Source organism: Pseudomonas sp. B1(2018), from assembly GCF_003097365.1.
In the GTDB taxonomy this organism is placed as follows: domain Bacteria; phylum Pseudomonadota; class Gammaproteobacteria; order Pseudomonadales; family Pseudomonadaceae; genus Aquipseudomonas; species Aquipseudomonas laurylsulfatiphila.
This window is the reverse complement of record NZ_PYUK01000004.1, coordinates 84,392-104,068: the sequence shown is the minus strand read 5'-3', so window position 1 is coordinate 104,068 and position 19,677 is coordinate 84,392. Positions and strand designations below refer to the sequence as shown.

At 61.8% G+C, this 19,677-nt stretch carries 21 protein-coding genes; 6 read left to right on the top strand and 15 right to left on the bottom strand.

All coding sequences use genetic code 11. The features are described 5' to 3' along the window. Positions 1 to 164: 164 nt before the first annotated feature. The gene (locus C9422_RS07505) at positions 165 to 590 is read left to right on the top strand and encodes a helix-turn-helix domain-containing protein (protein ID WP_081500998.1); all 426 of its coding nucleotides are present in this window, start codon (positions 165 to 167) and stop codon (positions 588 to 590) included. Positions 591 to 667: 77 nt separating this feature from the next. On the opposite strand, the gene C9422_RS07500 is transcribed toward C9422_RS07505, so the two are convergent. From C9422_RS07500 to C9422_RS07480, 5 genes are all read right to left on the bottom strand, one after another. Continuing rightward, on the bottom strand, positions 668 to 1,024 hold the full coding sequence (locus tag C9422_RS07500) for a putative holin (protein ID WP_116580195.1): 357 nt from the start codon (positions 1,022 to 1,024) through the stop codon (positions 668 to 670). Further along, positions 1,011 to 1,313 (bottom strand): helix-turn-helix domain-containing protein, encoded by a 303-nt coding sequence (locus C9422_RS07495; RefSeq protein ID WP_116580194.1) that lies wholly within the window; start codon positions 1,311 to 1,313, stop codon positions 1,011 to 1,013. Before C9422_RS07495 ends, C9422_RS07500 begins: the two co-directional genes overlap by 14 nt. A 129-nt stretch (positions 1,314 to 1,442) precedes the next feature. Beyond that, positions 1,443 to 2,060, bottom strand: coding sequence for a TPM domain-containing protein (locus C9422_RS07490; RefSeq protein ID WP_116580193.1), 618 nt, complete (start codon positions 2,058 to 2,060; stop codon positions 1,443 to 1,445). Positions 2,061 to 2,088: 28 nt separating this feature from the next. Continuing rightward, positions 2,089 to 2,844: a YgcG family protein gene (locus C9422_RS07485; RefSeq protein ID WP_116580192.1), complete on the bottom strand. Its 756-nt coding sequence runs from the start codon at positions 2,842 to 2,844 to the stop codon at positions 2,089 to 2,091. A gap of 134 nt (positions 2,845 to 2,978) precedes the next feature. Beyond that, a complete protein-coding gene (locus C9422_RS07480) occupies positions 2,979 to 3,584 on the bottom strand; it encodes a LemA family protein (RefSeq protein WP_116580384.1) in 606 nt (201 codons plus the stop codon). A 262-nt stretch (positions 3,585 to 3,846) separates the two neighbouring features. Between C9422_RS07480 and bglX the strand changes: the two genes are divergently transcribed. Next, positions 3,847 to 6,138 (top strand): beta-glucosidase BglX, encoded by a 2,292-nt coding sequence (gene bglX / locus C9422_RS07475; protein WP_116580191.1) that lies wholly within the window; start codon positions 3,847 to 3,849, stop codon positions 6,136 to 6,138. Between the two features lie 140 nt (positions 6,139 to 6,278). Here bglX and C9422_RS07470 read toward each other — a convergent pair whose 3' ends face one another. The 9 genes from C9422_RS07470 to C9422_RS07430 form a co-directional block, all read right to left on the bottom strand. Continuing rightward, on the bottom strand, positions 6,279 to 7,436 hold the full coding sequence (locus tag C9422_RS07470) for a phosphatidylserine/phosphatidylglycerophosphate/cardiolipin synthase family protein (RefSeq protein WP_116580190.1): 1,158 nt from the start codon (positions 7,434 to 7,436) through the stop codon (positions 6,279 to 6,281). 1 nt (position 7,437) lies between these two features. After that, complete coding sequence (locus C9422_RS07465; protein ID WP_116580189.1) at positions 7,438 to 8,028, bottom strand: YceI family protein; 591 nt, start codon at positions 8,026 to 8,028, stop codon at positions 7,438 to 7,440. A 103-nt stretch (positions 8,029 to 8,131) separates the two neighbouring features. Further along, the gene (locus tag C9422_RS07460; protein ID WP_116580188.1) at positions 8,132 to 8,902 is read right to left on the bottom strand and encodes an IclR family transcriptional regulator; all 771 of its coding nucleotides are present in this window, start codon (positions 8,900 to 8,902) and stop codon (positions 8,132 to 8,134) included. Positions 8,903 to 8,971: 69 nt separating this feature from the next. After that, positions 8,972 to 10,420, bottom strand: a complete 1,449-nt coding sequence (locus tag C9422_RS07455) for an amidase (RefSeq protein ID WP_256589878.1) — start codon at positions 10,418 to 10,420, stop codon at positions 8,972 to 8,974. After that, on the bottom strand, positions 10,417 to 11,727 hold the full coding sequence (locus C9422_RS07450; protein ID WP_116580186.1) for a citrate-proton symporter: 1,311 nt from the start codon (positions 11,725 to 11,727) through the stop codon (positions 10,417 to 10,419). The genes C9422_RS07455 and C9422_RS07450 overlap by 4 nt, the downstream gene beginning before the upstream one ends. Positions 11,728 to 11,811: 84 nt before the next feature. Further along, positions 11,812 to 12,987, bottom strand: coding sequence for a M20 aminoacylase family protein (locus C9422_RS07445; RefSeq protein ID WP_116580185.1), 1,176 nt, complete (start codon positions 12,985 to 12,987; stop codon positions 11,812 to 11,814). A 153-nt stretch (positions 12,988 to 13,140) separates the two neighbouring features. After that, positions 13,141 to 13,464, bottom strand: a complete 324-nt coding sequence (locus tag C9422_RS07440) for an amidase (protein ID WP_116580184.1) — start codon at positions 13,462 to 13,464, stop codon at positions 13,141 to 13,143. Continuing rightward, positions 13,461 to 14,555 (bottom strand): serine hydrolase, encoded by a 1,095-nt coding sequence (locus tag C9422_RS07435; protein WP_116580183.1) that lies wholly within the window; start codon positions 14,553 to 14,555, stop codon positions 13,461 to 13,463. Before C9422_RS07435 ends, C9422_RS07440 begins: the two co-directional genes overlap by 4 nt. A 155-nt stretch (positions 14,556 to 14,710) precedes the next feature. Further along, entirely contained in the window at positions 14,711 to 15,589 is an 879-nt protein-coding gene (locus C9422_RS07430) for an acyl-CoA dehydrogenase family protein (RefSeq protein ID WP_116580182.1), read from the bottom strand. 155 nt (positions 15,590 to 15,744) lie between these two features. Here C9422_RS07430 and olsB point away from each other — a divergent pair, with 155 nt between their 5' ends. Next, positions 15,745 to 16,500: an L-ornithine N(alpha)-acyltransferase gene (gene olsB, locus C9422_RS07425; protein ID WP_007976720.1), complete on the top strand. Its 756-nt coding sequence runs from the start codon at positions 15,745 to 15,747 to the stop codon at positions 16,498 to 16,500. Further along, positions 16,500 to 17,291: a lysophospholipid acyltransferase family protein gene (locus C9422_RS07420; RefSeq protein WP_116580181.1), complete on the top strand. Its 792-nt coding sequence runs from the start codon at positions 16,500 to 16,502 to the stop codon at positions 17,289 to 17,291. Before olsB ends, C9422_RS07420 begins: the two co-directional genes overlap by 1 nt. 108 nt (positions 17,292 to 17,399) lie before the next feature. On the opposite strand, the gene C9422_RS07415 is transcribed toward C9422_RS07420, so the two are convergent. After that, positions 17,400 to 17,978 carry an ACP phosphodiesterase gene (locus C9422_RS07415; protein WP_116580180.1) on the bottom strand — a complete coding sequence of 193 codons (579 nt, stop codon included), beginning with the start codon at positions 17,976 to 17,978 and terminating at the stop codon, positions 17,400 to 17,402. 171 nt (positions 17,979 to 18,149) lie between these two features. Here C9422_RS07415 and C9422_RS07410 point away from each other — a divergent pair, with 171 nt between their 5' ends. Together C9422_RS07410 and C9422_RS07405 are read left to right on the top strand one after the other, a co-directional pair. Beyond that, positions 18,150 to 18,452: a helix-turn-helix transcriptional regulator gene (locus C9422_RS07410; protein WP_007983055.1), complete on the top strand. Its 303-nt coding sequence runs from the start codon at positions 18,150 to 18,152 to the stop codon at positions 18,450 to 18,452. Between the two features lie 34 nt (positions 18,453 to 18,486). Further along, positions 18,487 to 19,653, top strand: a complete 1,167-nt coding sequence (locus C9422_RS07405; RefSeq protein WP_007976713.1) for an MFS transporter — start codon at positions 18,487 to 18,489, stop codon at positions 19,651 to 19,653. The last annotated feature ends 24 nt before the right edge of the window (positions 19,654 to 19,677 follow it).

Below are 19,677 nucleotides of genomic sequence, written 5' to 3'. Positions count from 1 at the left end.
GGGTCGAGCCATGCTCGTAGGAAATCACCCTGATACCATTAGGAAGTTTCGACATCGTATTCTTCTGACTCATCTTTGATGATTGATTACTTACAAGAAAAAAAGTACTCATTACGCATAAATTAGGCACTCAAAAAGCATATGTCAAAAGGAAGAGGCTCAAATTGCGTAGCAAAAAATCACAAGCTGTTCTGGCTCGTCTAAAGCAAGTTACCGGCACAAAAACCGATGCTTCTTTATCTTCCGCGCTACAGATCAGCCCACAAACCCTTAGTAGCTGGCGAGGCCGCGACAGCACACCTTACTCATTATGCGTAGAAATCGCACAAACCCGGGGCATATCCCTTGACTGGCTGTTGCTGGGCGAAGGGCCGATTCTGAGACAAGCAGTTACTGATTCTTCGCAGACCGGTCAGGAAAGCACAACACGGGAAAACACCATTCTCGCGCTGTGGCGGTTGCTCGACGAAAACGATCGCGGCGCCATACAAAACGCACTCGAGGAAAAGCAACGACTGCGCGATATGGAACTCAGGCTTTCCGAAATGGCCGCTATCCTGGCAACACTCAAACCTTCGAATGAAACCTGATGAACGGTGTCATTCGAAGCTGCATGGTTTCAAGAAACGCCCGTCCCGGCTATCAAGGCAATCCCGTTTACGCCCCCTCATCTTCGCCCTCTCAGGTGTCGAATGATTTCGCCGATACCGGCACCATCGACCCATTGCATGAGCTTGATGCTGATGGGAATAACGATCATCGCGCAAAGAAAGGCTGTTACCCCACCGGTCAGAAAAGGCGCCAGTGGATGTGCGACAGGCGTGAAGAGGTAACCGACACCTGCAGACAGCAACCAGGAACCGATACGCTGCCAGGCCTTGAAGCTGGTGCGAGTGGTCGTGACCAGCCACGCGCCGAGCATTGCACCGAACAGTACTTCGCCATCGACAACCGGCAACGTCGCAATACCCATTCCCAACATGAGCCCATTGATGCCGTTGTAGGCCGAATCAGTCAGGCTCATGCGCACCTCGCGCAACGACCGAATCCACCTGGATCGCTCCCGACTCGATCGCCCTGAGCAATGCGCACGTGCGCGAGCTGACGTCGAACTTTCGGCGAATATTGGCGAAGTGAAAGTTGACGGTAGATTCCGTGCAATTCTCGATCCTGGCGATTTCCCAGGAAGTTTTGCCCTTGAAACACCACATCAGGATTTGCGTTTCTTTCGCCGTCAGTTTCGCCTTGGGCTTACTTCCCTCAGCGCCCTTGGCTGCCTGTGCCAAAGAGTCAATCGATTGTCGGGTTGCCATAAGAATCCCTCTTCGCGGGAACGCCCGTCGCTGGGCGTCCACTGTTGGAGAGAAATACTGACGACAAGGCCGAACCCGGACAATTGGCGGGAGTTGTAGCGGCGAGCGCTACACAATGCCTGGGAGGACTTAGCCGAGTACCACCAGGCGGTTCGGCAGTTCATTGCGTACATGGGTCACGGGCACGTGCACCTTGAGCAGCTCGCCGCAGGCTTCGACGCAGCTGACAAAACCCTGCAACGTCTGCCCCTGCTTCACCTGCTGGGTGAAGGTGGCGACGATGGCATCCCAGTTCTTGTTGTCCAGGCGACGGGAAATGCCTTCATCCACCAGAATCTCCACATAACGCTCGGCTTCGGAGACGAAAATCAGTACACCGGTGCTGCCTTCGGTGTGGTGCAGGTTCTGCTCCAGGAACTGCCGACGCGCCAGGTTCGAGGCGCGCCAGTGGCGCACCGAGCGCGGGACCAGATGGGTAGTGACTTTCGGCAGACGGAACACCAGGCACAGGACGATGAAGATGGCCCATTGCACCAGCAGCAGGCTGTGCATCGTCAACCAACCGGTGAGGTAATGCACGATGCCCGGCACCAGCAGCGCCAGCAGGCTGGCCCACAGCAACGGGATGTACGCATAGTCGTCGGCGCGGGCCGCGAGCACGGTCACCAGTTCTGCGTCGGTGTCGCGCTCGACCCGGGCGATTGCCTCGGCGACTTTGCGTTGTTCGTGTTCAGTCAGTAATGCCATGTCGTGAAATGCCTGCTCATTTTTATTATCACCAGCCGCCGGACGAACCGCCCCCGCCGAAACTGCCTCCACCGCCGCTGAAGCCTCCACCTCCACCGCCGCCGCCAAACCCGCCACCGCCAAAGCCGCCCCCGGATCCTCCGGAGCCGCCCCGGCCGGCGGGAAGGATACCGAGCATCTGACACACAAAAACAGTCAGGATGAACAGCATCACCAAAAACACCAGCAAGCCGGGATGTCGCGAGACGAAATCGTCCCCCGGATCACCTCTGGACTCATACGCCGTGGAGGGTTCGTCCAAGGGGTTGCCGCCCAGCACCACCAGCATCGCCGCCACGCCGTCACTGATGCCTTTACTGAAGTTGCCGGTCTTGAATGCCGGGGTGATGACCTGGTTGATGATCACTGAACTCTGGGCGTCGGTCAGGCGATCCTCCAGGCCATAGCCGACTTCGATACGCAATCGGCGCTCGTTCCGGGCGACGATCAGCAGGGCGCCGTTGTTCTTGTCCTTCTGCCCGATCCCCCAGTGGCGGCCGAGCTGGTAACCGAAGTCGGCGATGTCGGTGCCCTGCAAGTCCGGCAACGTCACGACCACAAGCTGCTCTCCGGTGGCCTGTTCATGGGCCTGAAGCTGTTGGTTGAGCTGCTCGCGCACCACAGGCTCGATCATCTGCGCGTTGTCGACCACGCGCCCGGTCAGCGCCGGAAAACTCAGTTCGGCCCGGGCCGTGATCGCCACCACCCACAACAACAGCATCAGGCCCGCTTTCAACACGCGCATTGGCTACCTCTTCCATCCCGAACCTGGCCTGTAGGAGCTGCCGCAGGCTGCGATCTTTTGACCTTGACCTTTGGCGCTCGCGAAAAAATCAACGTCAAAAGATCGCAGCCTTCGGCAGCTCCTACAGGGTTGCGTCAGAATTTGACTTGCGGGGCCTTTTCCGAGCCCGGCGTGGCTTCGAAGGTCTCTCGTACCGGCAGGTCGCTGTACATCACCGTGTGCCACAGGCGACCGGGAAAGGTGCGGATCTCGGTGTTGTATTTCTGCACCGCGAGGATGAAATCGCGCCGGGCCACGCTGATGCGGTTCTCGGTGCCTTCGAGCTGCGATTGCAGGGCAAGGAAGTTCTGATTGGCCTTGAGGTCCGGATAACGCTCGGAGACCACCATCAAACGGCTCAAGGCGCCGCTGAGCTGATCCTGGGCCTGTTGGTACTGCTTGAGTTTTTCCGGATTGTCGAGGGTCGAGGCATCCACCTGGATCGACGTCGCCTTGGCCCGGGCCTCAATGACGGCGGTCAGTGTCTCTTCTTCGTGTTTTGCGTAGCCCTTGACCGTTTCCACCAGGTTGGGAATCAGGTCGGCGCGCCGCTGATACTGGTTCTGCACCTGGCCCCAGGCGGCCTTGGCCTGTTCGTCGAGGGTCGGGATGTTGTTGATGCCGCAGGCGGTCAGCAACGTGGCCAGCATCAGCAGCGTGACGACCTGCAAACGCGAGCGGTAGGTTGGACTTGCATTCATCAGGATGTCGCTCCCTTGTACATTCATGAAAAAACCGACCGTGAAACCTTCTGGGCCGGCTCTTGGGGCATAATCGCCCGCGCCTCTGGATTGCAACGGGCCGATGGGCTAAAAAGAGGCCCTGCGCAAAAACGCATCCGCCACCTGGCTGTCGTTTTTTGGCTCTGATTTTTTGAGCCCGCACCCGAACAACAATAGACGCTCCCTAAATTTTGGCTGGCCGGCGTGCATATCGCCGTTTGGGCCCTTGAGAAAACTATTCATGAAGAAGCTGTGTTTGCTGGGCCTGTTCGTCAGCCTGGCCAGTCATAACGTATTGGCCGCCACGACGCCCGCACCCCTGGAGAACAAGGAAGCCTTCGTCAGCAACCTGATGAAGCAAATGACCCTCGATGAAAAAATCGGCCAGTTGCGCCTGATCAGCATCGGCCCGGAAATGCCTCGCGAAATGATCCGCAAGGAAATCGCGGCGGGCAACATCGGCGGTACGTTCAACTCGATCACCCGTCCGGAAAACCGGCCGATGCAGGACGCCGCCATGCGCAGCCGCCTGAAGATCCCGATGTTCTTCGCCTACGACGTGATCCACGGCCACCGCACCATTTTCCCGATCCCGCTGGCCCTGGCCTCGAGCTGGGACATGGATGCCATCGGCCTGTCCGGGCGCATCGCCGCCAAGGAAGCTGCGGCTGACAGCCTCGACATCACCTTCGCGCCGATGGTCGACATCTCCCGCGACCCGCGTTGGGGCCGCACCTCCGAAGGCTTTGGCGAAGACACCTACCTGGTGTCGCGCATTGCCGGCGTGATGGTCAAGGCATTCCAGGGTACTGGCGCGAACGCGGCCGACAGCATCATGGCCAGCGTCAAGCACTTCGCCCTGTACGGCGCGGTCGAGGGTGGCCGCGACTACAACGTGGTCGACATGAGCCCGGTGAAGATGTACCAGGACTACTTGCCACCGTACCGCGCCGCCATCGATGCCGGCGCTGGCGGGGTCATGGTCGCGCTGAACTCGATCAACGGCGTGCCGGCCACCGCCAACACCTGGCTGATGAACGACCTGCTGCGCAAGGAATGGGGCTTCAAGGGCCTGGCCGTCAGCGACCACGGGGCGATTTTCGAGCTGATCAAGCACGGCGTTGCCGCCGACGGTCGCGAAGCGGCGAAGCTGGCGATCAAGGCCGGCATCCACATGAGCATGAACGACACCCTGTACGGCAAAGAGCTGCCAGGGCTGCTGAAGTCCGGCGAGATCCAGCAGAGCGACATCGACAACGCCGTGCGTGCGGTGCTCGATGCCAAGTACGACATGGGCCTGTTCAAGGACCCGTACCTGCGCATCGGCAAGGCCGAGGACGATCCGGTCGACACCTACGCCGACAGCCGCCTGCACCGCGCCGAGGCCCGTGATGTGGCACGCCGCAGCCAGGTGTTGCTGAAGAACCAGAACGAGACCCTGCCGCTGAAGAAGACCGCGAAAATCGCGCTGGTCGGTCCGCTGGCCAAGGCGCCCATCGACATGATGGGCAGTTGGGCCGCCGCGGGTAAGCCCGCGCAGTCCGTCACCCTGTTCGACGGCATGACCAACGCACTGGGCGATAAATCGACGCTGATCTATGCCCGTGGCGCCAACATCACCAGCGACCCGAAAATCCTCGGCTACCTGAACTTCCTCAACTTCGACGCCCCGGAAGTGGTGGATGACCCGCGCCCGGCGAACGTGCTGATCGACGAAGCGGTGAAAGCGGCCAAGGATGCGGATGTCGTCGTTGCCGCCGTTGGCGAATCCCGTGGCATGTCCCACGAATCGTCGAGCCGCACCGACCTGAACATCCCGGAAAACCAGCGCGAGCTGATCCGTGCCCTGAAAGCCACCGGCAAACCGCTGGTGCTGGTGTTGATGAACGGTCGCCCACTGACGATCCTCGAAGAGAAAGAACAGGCTGACGCGATCCTCGAAACCTGGTTCACCGGCACCGAAGGCGGCAACGCCATTGCCGACGTGCTGTTCGGCGACTACAACCCGTCGGGCAAACTGCCGATCAGCATCCCGCGTTCAGTCGGCCAGATTCCGACCTACTACAACCACCTGACCATTGGCCGGCCGTTCACCCCGGGCAAGCCGGGCAACTACACCTCGCAGTACTTCGATGACACCACAGGTCCCCTCTACCCGTTCGGCTATGGCCTGAGCTACACCGAGTTCAGCCTGAGCGACATGGCCCTGTCGTCGACCACGCTGAACAAGACCGGCAAGCTCGACGCCAGTGTCACGGTGAAAAACACCGGCAAGCGCGACGGTGAAACCGTGGTGCAGTTGTACATCCAGGACGTGGCAGGCTCGATGATCCGTCCGATCAAGGAACTGAAGAACTTCCAGAAAGTGATGATCAAGGCCGGCGAACAGAAGGTCGTGCACTTCACCATCACCGAAGACGACCTGAAGTTCTACAACACCCAGCTCAAGTACGCGGCGGAGCCGGGCAAGTTCAACGTGCAGATCGGCCTGGATTCAGAGGACGTGACGCAGCAGAGTTTTGAGTTGCTGTAATTAATCAAACACCGCACAACCACTGTGGGAGCGAGCTTGCTCGCGATGAGGCCATAACATTCAACATCTTTGTTGACTGTCAGGCCGCCATCGCGAGCAAGCTCGCTCCCACAGGGTTTTCAGTGTTCAGAAGATTGGGATCAACCGCGCCGATCCAGCAGATTCACCACCACCCGATCCACCCATCCCCACACCCGCTGCTTGACCCGTTTCCACAGCGGTCGGCGCTTCCATTCTTCCAGGCTGACTTGCTCGCTCAACCCGAAGTCCCGTTCGAAACTCGCCGCTACCGCTCGGGTCAATCCGGGGTCCAGGGCTTCCAGGTTGGCTTCCAGGTTGAAGCGCAGGTTCCAGTGATCGAAGTTGCACGAACCGATGCTCACCCAGTCGTCGATCAGGACCATTTTCAGGTGCAGGAAACACGGCTGGTATTCGTAGATCTTCACCCCGGCCTTGAGCAGTCGCGGGTAGTAGCGATGCCCGGCGTAGCGCACGGAGGGGTGATCGGTACGCGGGCCGGTGAGCAGCAAGCGTACATCCACGCCGCGGGCAGCCGCCCGGCGCAGGGAACGGCGGACTTTCCAGGTCGGCAGAAAATACGGCGTGGCCAGCCAGATCCGTCGTTGACCGCTGTTCAGGGCGCGCACCAGCGATTGCAGAATGTCCCGGTGTTGACGGGCGTCGGCATAGGCCACCCGGCCCATGCCCTCGCCACTGGACGGTACACGGGGTAACCGCGGCAAGCCGAAATGCGAGGCCGGCCGCCAGGCGCGACGATGGCGGTTGGCGATCCACTGACGATCGAACAGCAGCTGCCAATCGAGCACCAGCGGACCGGTGATTTCCACCATCACTTCGTGCCATTCGCTGACGTCTTCGCCCGGCGTCCAGAACTCATCGGTGACGCCCGTGCCGCCGACCACGGCCAGGCTCTGGTCCACCAGCAGCAGCTTGCGGTGATCGCGGTAGAAGTTGCCGACCCAGCGTCGCCAGCTCAGGCGATTGTAGAAACGCAGCTCCACCCCGGCGGCCATCAGCCGCTGACGCAAGGCCAGGGTGAAGGCGAGGCTGCCGTAATCATCGAACAGACAGCGCACCCGCACACCGCGCTCGGCGGCCTGCACCAAGGCCTGGACCATGGCTTCGGCGCAAGCGCCCGCCTCCACCAGATACAGCTCCAGCTCCACCTGTTCTTCTGCGCGGGCAATCGCCACCAGCATGCGCGGAAAAAACTGCGGGCCATCGATCAGCAGTTCGAAGTGGTTGCCTTCACGCCAGGGAAAAATCGCTCCGGCCATGTCAACGCGCCGTAAAAATCAGCACCGCACCCACCGGCACCGAAAGACTGATGGCCGAGAGGCCGGCCATTTTGCGCAACGTTTCCAGACCCGGTGCCAGATCGAAATCCTCGGCGTTGACCACCAGCGGTTCGAGGGTCACCACCTGGAAGCGCCGGTCATCGAGACGGGTGGCCAGCAGTTCGGCCTGATACTCGTGTTGCCTGCCGTGCAGGTCGACCATCAGCGGCAGGCGCAATTCCAGCTGCGCACCGGGAGCGAGGTCATTGATCGGGCGCAGATCGATTTTCGTGGTGATCAAGGCGTCGGGGTACCGCTCGACCTGGAACAGCTCCTTGCGCATGCGCTCATCGCGTAACGGGATGCCGCTGTTGATCGACTCCAGTTCGACTTCCACCTGCGCCAGCCCCTGGGGATCGACCTTGCCGTGCAACACCAGAAAGCGCTGCACTTCGGAAACATTGGCGTTTTTGGTGCTGACAAACGACAGGCGTGAAGATTCGCCATCGAGGTACCAGTCGGCGCGGGCCGACAATGCAGCACCCGTCAGCAGCAGAAAAACGAGGGATTGGAGGGCGGAGCGCTTGAACATAGAGACTCGTAAGGCAGAGAAACCTGTGCTGAACCTTAACCGGCCTGCCACAGGTTGCAAGAAATGTGTTGCCTTGAGTCTCTAAACCACCACAAGTTCCAATTCAGGCCATCGCCTGCTGCACATTGCCAATGGTCGTGGCCAGGCTGTTGAGGTGCAGGTTGAGTACTCGCTCCACCGGCGCCTGATCCATCGGCCAGTGCAGCGCCATGCTGCCGACCAGGCGGCCATCGGTGCGGATCGGCAGGGCCACCGCGCGAATCAGGAACGGCAGGCGCACCGGATACTCCCAGTAACCCTCGGTGCGCTGGCCGAAGCCTTGATGCAATGCCTGCTCAGTGGTGTTGAACAGGGATTCGTCCGTCATTCGCTCACGGCTGGCCAGACGCTCCACTTCATGGCTGTCCAGCTCGCCAAGGCAGGCCCGCCCCATGGCCGAATGGAACAGGCTGGCGTGCTGGCCGACAATCTGGCAGTTGTTCGGGTATCGCTTGCGCAGCACCGTGGGGATCGCGCTTTCCATGACTTCGATCCGCTCGCCGTCAAAGCACGACAGGTCCGCCACCAACCCGGTGCGCTCACTCAACTCCAGCAACAGCGGCGCGGCGTTTTCCACCAGACGCCGCTTGAAGCGCTGCTGGCTGTCACCAAACAGGCGCTTGGCGCACAAGCGATAACGCCGGTCGCTCAGGCCGCGATAGATCCAGCCCTGCTCCTGCAAGGTCAGCAACATGCGCGACACCGTGGCCTTGGGCAGGCTCGTCAGGTAGTGCAACTCCTCCAGCCCCAAAGCCTGATGCTCACCCAGCAACTCGACAATCGCCAGGGCGCGCTCGACGGAACGCACGCTACCGGTTTCTGCCTTGCTCTCCATAGGTTCGATCTCCCTAAGCGCAGATGGATGATCACTTTGCGCAGCAAGATGCGGGCCTGTCCGCTGGGCTCACGCATTTTGCAGACAACCGGGCGGGCAGCGCTTGACCCATTGAGTCAACTGCTCATGGGCATACGCCAGTTGTAAAACCGCAAGGTCAGCCTGGGCCCGCCCCATGATTTGCAGGCCCATCGGCAGTCCGGCGGGGTTGAACCCCACCGGCACACTCATGCTCGGCAACCCGGCCAGGGTCGGCCCGATCACCACTTCCATCCAGCGGTGGTAGGTGTCCATGGCGTGCCCGCCAACAACGCGCGGCCAAGGGGTTTGTGCATCAAAAGGAAACACTTGGGCGGTGGGCAACAACAGGAAGTCGTAACGATCGAACAATTCGTTCAGCGCTCGAAACCACTCGCTGCGACTGACCGAGGCCTGATAGACATCCGCCGCCGTCAGACGCAACCCGCCCTCGACTTCCCATCGGGCTTCGGGTTTGAGGTGTTCGCGTTTTTGCGCATCGGCATACAACCCGCCGAGGCTGCCTTGCACCAGCCAGTGGCGATGCACCAGCCAGGTTTGCCACAGGCGTTCCATGGAGAAATCCGGCTGGCAGGCCTCGACCTTGCAACCCAGCGTGGCGAAGTCCTGCAACGCCGATTCACACAGGCTCATGACACCGGGCTCCATCGGCAGGTAGCCGTTGTAGTCCCCCAGCCAGCCGAGCCGCACATCCCTGAAATCCTGCTGCAACGACTGGTGAAATATCCCCGGATCTTCAGTCAGCGACAACGGCACGCGCGGATCGTACCCGGCCTGGGTGCCGAGCAAACGGGCAACATCGGTGACCGTGCGGCCCATCGGTCCTTCGGTGGCCAGTTGCTGGACGAACATCTCAGGTCCGGGCCCGAACGGCACACGCCCCTGGGACGGACGCAATCCATAGACGTTGTTGAACGCCGCCGGATTGCGCAGCGAACCCATCATGTCGCTGCCGTCGGCCACCGGCAGCATGCGCAACGCCAGCGCCACCGCCGCCCCGCCGCTGCTGCCACCGGCAATCAAGGTCGGATCGTAGGCGTTGGTGGTGGTGCCGAACACGCTGTTGTAGGTTTGCGAGCCGAGGCCGAATTCCGGGACGTTGCTCTTGCCGATGATGATCGCCCCGCAGTCGCGCACCCGCGCCACGCTGATGGCGTCGTGTTGCGCAACCTGCTCGGCGAACAGCGGTGAGCCCATCGTGGTGCGCAAACCGGCGGTGGCCGCCAGGTCTTTGACCGCCTGCGGCATGCCGTGCATCCAGCCTCGGGACTGGCCCCGGTCGAGTTGGCGATCACACTCGTCGGCCTCTGCCAGTAATGCCTCGGCCGGGCGCAGGGACACCAGCGCATTGACCTGTGGATTGAAGCGTTCGATCTGCGCCAGATACGCCTGCATCACCTCGCGACAGGACACCTGCCGCCCATGAATGGCCCGGGACAGCGCATCGGCGTCCATTTCAACAATCGGATTGCTGCTCAAGGTTTCACCCCAAGATTGAGTTCAACGGATCTTTTTGCCCGTGGTGCTTCTTGCATGCAGTAGGTGCCGAGTAACGTCAGCAAGCAGGCGAACAACACGTAGAACGATGGCGCCACCGGAGTCGCCAGGACCTTGCTCAGCCAAGTGACGATCAGCGGCGCGAACCCGCCGAAGACCATGACCGCGACGTTGTAAGCCACCGACACACCGGTGGAACGCACTTCGATGGGAAACTGCTCGGCCAGCGCGGTCGGAGCCGGGCCGAAGAAACCGCCGATCGCACTGCACAGCAACAGTTGCATCACCAGCAAACGCTCCACCGACGGCGCCGCCGCCACCCATACGTACAAGGGATAAACCATCAGGAAAAACGCCAGGGTGAAGGCCATCAACACCGGGCGCCGGCCGAGTCGGTCCGACAGTGCGCCAGACAACGGAATGATCACGGTCATCAGCGCCACCGCGAGCATTTGCACCAGCAACACCTGATCCAGCGGCAGGCCGAGATTCTTGTGGGCAAAGGTTGGCATGTTCACCAGCACCACGTAGAACGACACGGTCGCACCACAGGCCAGGCCCATGGACACCAGAATGCTGCGCCTGTGTTCGCGGAGCACTTGCATCAGGCTTGGGCTCGCGCCTTTGGCCTGTTTGCGTGCTTCGAGAAACTCCTCCGGTTCCTCCATGTGCTTGCGAATCCACAGCCCGACCGGGCCGATCAGCAAACCCAGCACAAACGGAATCCGCCAGCCCCAGCTCTCCAGTGCCTCAGGGGACAGCAGATGGGTGAACAATGCGACCATCGCCGCCCCGGAGAACACCGCCAGGCATTGCCCGACCAATTGCCACGAGCCGTACAAGCCCTTGCGGTGCGCCGGTGCGCTTTCCACCAGGAACGCCGTGGCGCTGGCGTATTCGCCGCCCGTGGCGAAGCCTTGCAGCATCCGCGCGACCACGATCAACAGTGGCGCACCCATGCCGATAGCGGCGTAGTTCGGTGCAAACGCAATCAGTGCGATGGATACAGTCATCAGGCGAATGATCATCTGCATCGCCGCCTTGCGCCCTTTGCGGTCCGAATACATACCCAGCAGGATGCCGCCCACCGGACGCATGAAGAAGCCGACGCCGAATGTCGCCAGGGCCATCAGCAAGGAGGCGTATTCGTCGTCAGCGGGGAAAAACTGCCGGGCGATGATGCTGGCCAGAAAGCCGTAAACGATGAAGTCATACCATTCCAGCGCGTTGCCGATAACCGCGGCGACCACCTGCCGGGTGCGCGAAACGCCTGTGCTCGAAGTCTGCATGGGGGGGAACTCTCCAAAAACCTGTTGGGTAACGGCGGGCACGGCAGCGCGCACCCGGTCCGGCGGCAGTAGAAAGTGAGGAAATCAGGCCGGCTTGAGCCAGCTCTCGGTCAGTGCGCCCCAGTACGCGGCACCGGTCAGCAGGATGTCGTCGTTGAAGTCATACGCGGGGTTGTGGACCATCGGCCGCGACACGCCATTGCCGATGAACAGGTAGGCGCCGGGGCAACGTTGCAGCATCCAGGCGAAGTCTTCGCTGCCCATGAGTTTGGGGGTAGTGCCATCGACCGCATCGGCACCGACCAGATCGACGCCGACTTGCCTGGCGAATTCGGTTTCGGCTGCATGGTTGACCAGCACCGGGTAGGCCGGACGATGTTCGATGCGCGAACTGCAACCGAAACTCCGGGCCTGGGATTCGATGATTGCGCGCACGCGTTCGAGGGTCTGTTCGCGCACTTGGGCATTCAGTGCCCGCAAGCTCAGGCGCAGGATTGCCTGTTGTGGAATGACATTGGCCGCCTCCCCCGCCTGCAACGCGCCCACCGTGACCACCGCCGCCTGTTGCGCATCGATGTTGCGCGCGACCACGGTCTGCAGGGCCATGACCACGCTGGCCGCCGCCACCAGCGGATCGACCGCCAGATGCGGCATCGAACCGTGGCCGCCGACACCTTCGATGGTCACGTCAAGCAAATCCTGTGAGGCCATCATCGGCCCCTCACGAAAACCCAAATGGCCGGCGGGTAGCCCCGGCATGTTGTGCATGCCGAACAGCGCATCGCAGGGGAAACGTTCGAGCAGGCCATCGGCAAGCATCGCTTCGGCACCGCCCTGGCCCTCTTCGGCAGGCTGGAAAATCAACGTCAGGGTGCCGTCGAACTGGCGTGTCGCCGCCAGGTAGCGCGCCGCGCCCAGCAGCATCGTGGTGTGGCCGTCATGCCCACAGGCGTGCATGCAACCCTGATGCTGGCTGCTGTAGGTTGCGCCGGTGTTCTCGATGATCGGCAGTGCATCCATGTCCGCCCGCAAACCGAGTCTGCGCGGGCTACTGCCATTTCGCAGCACGCCGACTACACCGGTCTTGCCGATGCCGGTGTGCACCTCGTAGCCCCAATCCGCCAGGGATTTGGCCACCAGCGCCGAGGTGCGGTTTTCCTCGAAGCCGAGTTCCGGGTGGGCGTGGATGTCCTGGCGGGTGGCGTGCAGATCGCTGGCCACGTCGTTGAGCCAGGCAAGGATGTGCTGATATCGGGTCATGACGATTGTCCTCGGGCCGGGTGTAGTCCCGTTCTTGTTGTTCGCAGTGATTTCGCGACACGTCAAAGGCAGGTCGCGCTCACCGCCAGATAACCGCGAGTCGCGCGCCAGGACAATCGAATGTGGTTCCACAGAGTGGAACCTGAAGGGATATCAGGGCTGCAAGCGGCAGCCCTGGCGCTCGCTGACCCACACCGCGCCGTTGCTGCGGCCCATGCCGCTGACCGTGACACGCTTGCCGGCCGGGTCATCGGTAAAGCCGCTGGCGGGCAGCCACTGTTTCACATAACCGTGGCAGTACTCGGTGTCATTGTTCATCACGTAGCGGCACGAACAATATTCCTTGGCGGTGTAGGCGCTGATGATGTCGGGGAACGCCCACAGCGCCTCCCGCTCGTGCCAGATCCAGCCGAGCAAGGCGATCAGCGCAATCAGCAACAGCGAACTGCCCGGTCGACGGCGTATGAAACCGGTCATGGCTGCACCTTCCCGGCAAAGGCCTTGAGCGCGAGCCTGAGCAATTCGTTGTGCCGGTAACTGCCGTCGCGGTCATCGCCGTAGCGGACGATCACCAGCTGTTCACTGGGGATCACATACATCGCCTGCCCCCAATGCCCCAGCGCCGCGAAGGTATCGGCGGGGGCATCGGGCCAGGGTTGTGCCGCGCCCTCAACCGCTCGATTGAGCCACCACTGGCCGCCGGGGACGGCATCGTCTTCATGGGCACGATAGTGAGCGAATGGCTCGCGGTTGAACGCCACCCAGTCCTTGGGTAGCAGCTGCCTGTCTCCCCAACGCCCCTCCCGGGCCATCAACAGACCGACCCGGGCCAGATCCCGTGCCGTCAGGTAGGCATAGGACGACGCGACGAACGTGCCGGTGGCATCGGTCTCCCAAACGGCGTGGCGAATGCCCAGCGGTTCGAACACGGCAGTCCATGGATAGTCTGGATAGCGGTCGGGGCCGACGATGGTTTTCAGTGCGGCGGACAACAGGTTGCTGTCACCGCTTGAGTAGCGAAACGCCTGACCCGGCGCGGCGTGCACCCCATGTGCTGCGGTGAACGCGGCCATGTCGTGGTGCCCGCGGGTGTAGAGCATGGCCACCACCGAAGATTTCAGCGGGGCGTATTCGTAGTCCTCCTGCCAGTCCAGGCCCGAGGCCCAGTGCAGCAAGTCAGCCATGGTCATGTCGGGATGTTTTTGCAGGGGCGGATAAAACTTCGCCACCGGGTCACCGAGTTTGAACAAGCCTTCGCCATAGGCCATGCCGAGGACCGTAGCCATCAGGCTCTTGCTGATCGACCAGGTCAGGTGCGGCGTCTCGGCCGTCGTCGGGCCGGCATAGCGTTCGTAAAGCAACTGGCCGTCGCGGATCACCAGCAAGGCATCGGTGCGGATGCCCTGGCGAGTGCTGTCATCGCGGGACGGGAAGGCGTAGGCCTCCAACGCTTGAAGCGCCGGGCCGGTTGGCGTCGGGGCAGTCGGCCATTGCTCGGCGGGCCAGTACTCGGCCCGGGCCGTGAAGCTGAGCAACAGCAGGACAATCAGGGACAAGCCTTTGGGCATGGCGGGGGCTCACAGGGAATAACCGGGTCAGCCTAGCCCAACTAAATGACACTCACGCGACCCTCGTAGGAGCTGCCGAAGGCTGCGATCTTTTGATCTTGCTTTTAAAAACAAAGTCAAAAGATCGCAGCCTTCGGCAGCTCCTACAAGGATCGTCAAAGGTCTGCCAGTGCCTTGGCCAACCGCTTGCCCCGGGCCCCCGCGGCCAGATCCATCACCGCTTGATCGCGTTGCCACATCGCCGCCCACTCCGGCGGCCCACCGGCCAGGGCCTCATTCACCTCAGTCTTGAGCGCGTCAAACTGCGCGAACAACCCGCCAAGCACCACATGCCCGGCCAGACTGGTCGGTGGCTGGCGGCTGGTTTCCGCGCACCCTGCCAACAAGCCCAGCAGACGCAATTGCAAGGATGGCGGCCAGGCACAGTCCTGGCCGACCCCATACAGCCACGCCGTCATGGCGCTCAGTACATAGATGTCTTCCAGCGTGCGGAACGGTTTGACGTACGCATCCCAGCCGTCCCCGGCGAGCAATTCGCACAAGGCATTATCCAGAAACAGCCGGCCGTGGCTGATGTCCGGCATCAACGGAATCGGCGCCAGTTTTTCCACCCGCACACCCGGCTCATCGCGATAGATCACCGCCAGGCTCAAGCGCGGATCGGTGCCGGGCTCCTCGCTGCGTGCCGCCACCAGCAACCAGTCGGCGGCATCGCCGGCGGTGACGAAATCCTTGCGTCCGCTCAGGCGCAAACCGCTCAGGCGAGTTTGCATGTCGGCCGGGCGCAAGCTGCGCTGTTCGGTGGCGCACAGCGCGCCGAGGCTCAGTGGCGCGCTCGGCCAGAGCATGCGCAATGCCGCCTGATACCCCACCAGAAACGCCAGCCCCGGCGTCGCCATCCGCCGCCCGCCCAGCACGGCCAACTCAAACGGCGTGACCGTGCCCAGCTGCTGCAACAAAGCCACGAAACCTTCGGCCAGGTCCGAGTTGGCGGGCAAGCGATCACGGCTGTTCAACAGGGTTTGCCAGGGCATAAGAGGCTCCTCGTGGGCTGTCATATAAGCATCACCAAAGCTTAATGGCGATGACACCGGGGCTACATAGCCTGACTTTGCACAACACGGCTAGACAAAGAAAGTCGATTCGCTGTAGCCCAAAGACGGGTGAGCAGCCCGCACGGAGATTCGCCATGACTCAGATCGCCCGCATCAGCGACACCGCCAACGAACGCCGCCTGCAAGCCGAGCGCCTCGTGGGCGCCGAGGCGCTGCAGGAAGCCCAGGCCTTGCGTTTCAACGTGTTCAGCGGCGAATTCAACGCCAAGCTCAAGGGCGCTGAACTGGGTCTGGACATGGATGACTACGACGTCCACTGCGCCCACATCGGCGTGCGCGACTTGAACACCGGGCGCCTGGTGGCGACCACCCGCTTGCTCGACCACACGGCTGCCAGCAGCCTGGGCAAATTCTACAGCGAAGAAGAATTCAGCCTCCACGGCCTGGTGCACCTGCAAGGCCCGATCCTGGAAATCGGTCGCACCTGCGTCGACCCGGCCTACCGCAACGGCGGCACCATCGCCGTGCTCTGGGGCGAACTGGCCGAAGTCCTGAACCAGGGCGGCTACAGCTACCTGATGGGTTGCGCGAGCATTCCGATGCAGGATGGCGGCGTGCAGGCCCATGCGATCATGCAGCGTCTGCGCGAACGCTACCTGTGCACCGAACACCTGCGCGCCGAGCCGAAAAACCCGCTGCCAAGCCTGGACATCCCATCCAACGTGATTGCCGAAATGCCACCGCTGCTCAAGGCCTACATGCGCCTGGGCGCGAAGATCTGCGGCGAGCCATGCTGGGACGAAGACTTCCAGGTCGCCGACGTGTTCATCCTGCTCAAGCGCGACGAACTCTGCCCGCGCTACGCCAAACACTTCAAGGCGGCCGTGTAATGAGCCGGTTGCGGGTGTACGCGCGAATCGCGCGAGTGCTGATGGTGGTGACGCTGGGCCTGGGCATGGCCAGTGTGTTTGGCGTGTTCGAACGCCTGGGCCTGGCCCATTCGATGGCGCGTCGTCAGCGCTGGTCGCGATTTTTCATGGCCCGCCTGGGCAACGCCCTGCCCTTTGACGTGACCGTCCACGGCGAACTGCCGAAGACACCGATGCTCTGGGTCAGCAACCATGTGTCCTGGACCGACATTCCGCTGCTGGGCATGCTCACGCCGTTGTCGTTCCTGTCCAAGGCCGAAGTGCGCACCTGGCCGGTGGCCGGCTGGTTGGCAGCCAAGGCCGGCAGCCTGTTCATCCGTCGCGGCTCGGGGGACAGCCAGTTGATCCGCAAGCAGATGACCCGCCATCTGGAACAGGCCTACCCACTACTGATGTTCCCGGAAGGCACCACCACCGATGGCCGTGCGCTGCGCACCTTCCATGGTCGCCTGCTGTCCGCCGCCATCGACTCCGAAGTGGCGCTGCAGCCGGTGGCGATCCGTTATGTGCGTGACGGCGAGCCTTGCGCGCTGGCACCGTTCATTGGCGACGATGATCTGCTGTCGCACTTGATGCGGTTGTTTGCCAATGATCGCGGTGGTGTAGAGATTCATCTGCTCAAGCCAATTGCTTGCGAAGGTCGGGAACGTGCAGCGCTGGCGTTCGAGGCACAGCAGGCGGTGCAGAAGGCGTTGTTCGGGACTGTCGTTGAACCTCAGCGAGCACCGATGCGTCCTGCCATTGCGGCGTAAACACATACCCCTTGTGGGAGCGAGCTTGCTCGCGATAGCGGATAATCATTCAACGATGATGTTGACTGACCCACCGCAATCGCGAGCAAGCTCGCTCCCACACTGGTTTTATGTTGTTGGATAGTTCCGGGCAAAATCCTGCAACTGCGGATAGAACAACCGAAAGTCCTCGCTCAACGGTTCATACAACTGCCGCAACTCCTGCATCGCCGCCGCCAGTTCCTCCGGCCGGGTCAGGCGCCGCGAGATCCCGCGCAGCACCTGCTCCAGCACTTCGAATTCCTGATACGAGCCCAACCAGTCATTGGCCACCATGTGCGGCGCAATCTTCGCCAGCCGCTCCGGCAGTTGCCGCTCACTGGACAGCACGCGATAAACGTCCGAGGTGAACAGGTCCAGCGGCCGGTCGGCATACAGCTTCCAGTCCCGCGCCAGGCAATGGTCGAAAAACACGTCGAGCACGATCCCCGCATAGCGACGACGGGTCAGGGAGAAACGCGACAACGCGACATCCACCTGCGGATGGCGATCGGTGAACACGTCGATGCTGCGGTGCAACTGGATAGCCCCTTCGATGTCCGGAGCGAACTGCCCTTGCAGGCGTCCCTTGACGAAATCGCCATACAGGCTGCCGAGCAATTGCCCGGGACGCTGGCCACCGAGGTGAAGATGTGCGAGATAGTTCATGGGCGCAGCTTAGCACCGCCCCCTTTGTCTTGTTACACTCAACGTATCGTTATAACTCGATATACCGAAATGTGAGCTGGTCAGAGCCAAATCATATTTGTATATCGCGAAATACCGATTTAAAGTTCGCCTCATCGCGATATAGCGTTTTAAACATCACGAGCCCACATCATGACCATCAATCTCGACGAAATAATAAAAGCCCTGGCACACCCAGTACGGCGAGAAATCCTGCACTGGCTCAAGGACCCGACCGTCGAATTTCCCGACCAGTCCCACAGCAACGAGCACGGCGTTTGCGCCGGGCAGATCGATCAACGTTGCGGCCTGTCGCAGTCCACGGTGTCGGCACACCTGGCGACCCTGCAACGCGCCGGCCTGATCAGCAGCCGCAAAGTCGGCCAGTGGCATTTTTTCAAACGCAACGAGGAAACCATTCAGGAGTTCCTCAAAACCTTCAGTAAAGAGCTCTGACCCTTAAAGTCAGCCAGCCGAAAAGGAATCAGACATGCCCCTCTCGCTACTCATCCTGGCCTTGAGTGCCTTCGCCATCGGCACCACCGAGTTCGTCATCATGGGCCTGCTGCCCAACGTGGCGGCCGACCTCGGTGTGTCGATTCCCGGTGCCGGCTGGCTGGTGACCGGTTACGCCCTGGGCGTGGCCATCGGCGCGCCGTTCATGGCGCTGGCCACCGCCAGGCTGCCGCGCAAGGCCGCCCTGGTGGCGTTGATGGGCATCTTCATTATCGGCAACCTGCTCTGCGCAGTAGCGGGCGACTACAACGTGCTGATGTTTGCCCGTGTGGTCACCGCGCTGTGCCACGGTGCCTTCTTCGGCATCGGCTCGGTGGTGGCTGCCGGCCTGGTGCCTGCGAACAAACGTGCCTCGGCCGTAGCCCTGATGTTCACCGGCCTGACCCTGGCCAACGTCCTCGGCGTACCGCTGGGCACCGCCCTCGGTCAGGAAGCCGGCTGGCGTTCGACCTTCTGGGCCGTGACCGTGATCGGTGTGATTGCACTGATCGGTCTGATCCGCTTCCTGCCGGCCAAGCGCGATGAAGAAAAACTCGACATGCGCGCCGAACTGGCCGCACTCAAGGGCGCTGGCATCTGGCTGTCCCTGAGCATGACTGCGCTGTTCGCCGCCTCGGTGTTCACCCTGTTCACCTACGTCGCGCCGCTGCTGGGCGAAGTTACTGGCGTCTCGCCCCGTGGCGTGACCTGGACCCTGATGCTCATCGGCCTGGGCCTGACGGTAGGCAATATCATCGGCGGCAAGCTGGCCGACAAAGGCATGGCCGCGACCCTGATCGGTGTGTTCGTGACCATGGCCGTGGTGTCCACCGTGCTGACCTGGACCAGCGTCGCCCTGATCCCGACCGAAATCACCCTGTTCCTCTGGGCCACTGCGTGCTTCGCCGCCGTACCGGCGCTGCAAGTGAACGTGGTGACGTTCGGCAAAGCCGCACCGAACCTGGTGTCGACCCTGAACATCGGCGCTTTCAACATCGGCAACGCCCTGGGCGCCTGGGTCGGCGGCAGTGTGATCGCCCATGGCTTCGGCCTGACCAGCGTGCCGCTCGCCGCAGCCGTACTGGCGGTACTCGCCCTGCTGGTGACCCTGATTACTTTCCGCCAGAGCGGCAATCCCGATCTGGCACCTGCTACCCACTAATCACCTGAAACCTCACGAGGGTTG

Excerpts from the sequence above, each read along its gene's own strand:
- C9422_RS07495 (WP_116580194.1), bottom strand. The coding sequence starts at position 1,313 with ATGGCAACCCGACAATCGATTGACTCTTTGGCACAGGCAGCCAAGGGC.
- C9422_RS07450 (WP_116580186.1), bottom strand. The coding sequence starts at position 11,727 with ATGCAGACTTCGAGCACAGGCGTTTCGCGCACCCGGCAGGTGGTCGCC.
- bglX (WP_116580191.1), top strand. The coding sequence starts at position 3,847 with ATGAAGAAGCTGTGTTTGCTGGGCCTGTTCGTCAGCCTGGCCAGTCAT.
- C9422_RS07500 (WP_116580195.1), bottom strand. The coding sequence starts at position 1,024 with ATGAGCCTGACTGATTCGGCCTACAACGGCATCAATGGGCTCATGTTG.
- C9422_RS07430 (WP_116580182.1), bottom strand. The coding sequence starts at position 15,589 with ATGCCCTGGCAAACCCTGTTGAACAGCCGTGATCGCTTGCCCGCCAAC.
- C9422_RS07440 (WP_116580184.1), bottom strand. The coding sequence starts at position 13,464 with ATGACCGGTTTCATACGCCGTCGACCGGGCAGTTCGCTGTTGCTGATT.
- C9422_RS07435 (WP_116580183.1), bottom strand. The coding sequence starts at position 14,555 with ATGCCCAAAGGCTTGTCCCTGATTGTCCTGCTGTTGCTCAGCTTCACG.
- C9422_RS07485 (WP_116580192.1), bottom strand. The coding sequence starts at position 2,844 with ATGCGCGTGTTGAAAGCGGGCCTGATGCTGTTGTTGTGGGTGGTGGCG.
- C9422_RS07445 (WP_116580185.1), bottom strand. The coding sequence starts at position 12,987 with ATGACCCGATATCAGCACATCCTTGCCTGGCTCAACGACGTGGCCAGC.
- C9422_RS07480 (WP_116580384.1), bottom strand. The coding sequence starts at position 3,584 with ATGAATGCAAGTCCAACCTACCGCTCGCGTTTGCAGGTCGTCACGCTG.
- C9422_RS07460 (WP_116580188.1), bottom strand. The coding sequence starts at position 8,902 with ATGGAGAGCAAGGCAGAAACCGGTAGCGTGCGTTCCGTCGAGCGCGCC.
- C9422_RS07490 (WP_116580193.1), bottom strand. The coding sequence starts at position 2,060 with ATGGCATTACTGACTGAACACGAACAACGCAAAGTCGCCGAGGCAATC.
- C9422_RS07420 (WP_116580181.1), top strand. The coding sequence starts at position 16,500 with ATGAGCCGGTTGCGGGTGTACGCGCGAATCGCGCGAGTGCTGATGGTG.
- olsB (WP_007976720.1), top strand. The coding sequence starts at position 15,745 with ATGACTCAGATCGCCCGCATCAGCGACACCGCCAACGAACGCCGCCTG.
- C9422_RS07405 (WP_007976713.1), top strand. The coding sequence starts at position 18,487 with ATGCCCCTCTCGCTACTCATCCTGGCCTTGAGTGCCTTCGCCATCGGC.
- C9422_RS07415 (WP_116580180.1), bottom strand. The coding sequence starts at position 17,978 with ATGAACTATCTCGCACATCTTCACCTCGGTGGCCAGCGTCCCGGGCAA.
- C9422_RS07470 (WP_116580190.1), bottom strand. The coding sequence starts at position 7,436 with ATGGCCGGAGCGATTTTTCCCTGGCGTGAAGGCAACCACTTCGAACTG.
- C9422_RS07465 (WP_116580189.1), bottom strand. The coding sequence starts at position 8,028 with ATGTTCAAGCGCTCCGCCCTCCAATCCCTCGTTTTTCTGCTGCTGACG.
- C9422_RS07410 (WP_007983055.1), top strand. The coding sequence starts at position 18,150 with ATGACCATCAATCTCGACGAAATAATAAAAGCCCTGGCACACCCAGTA.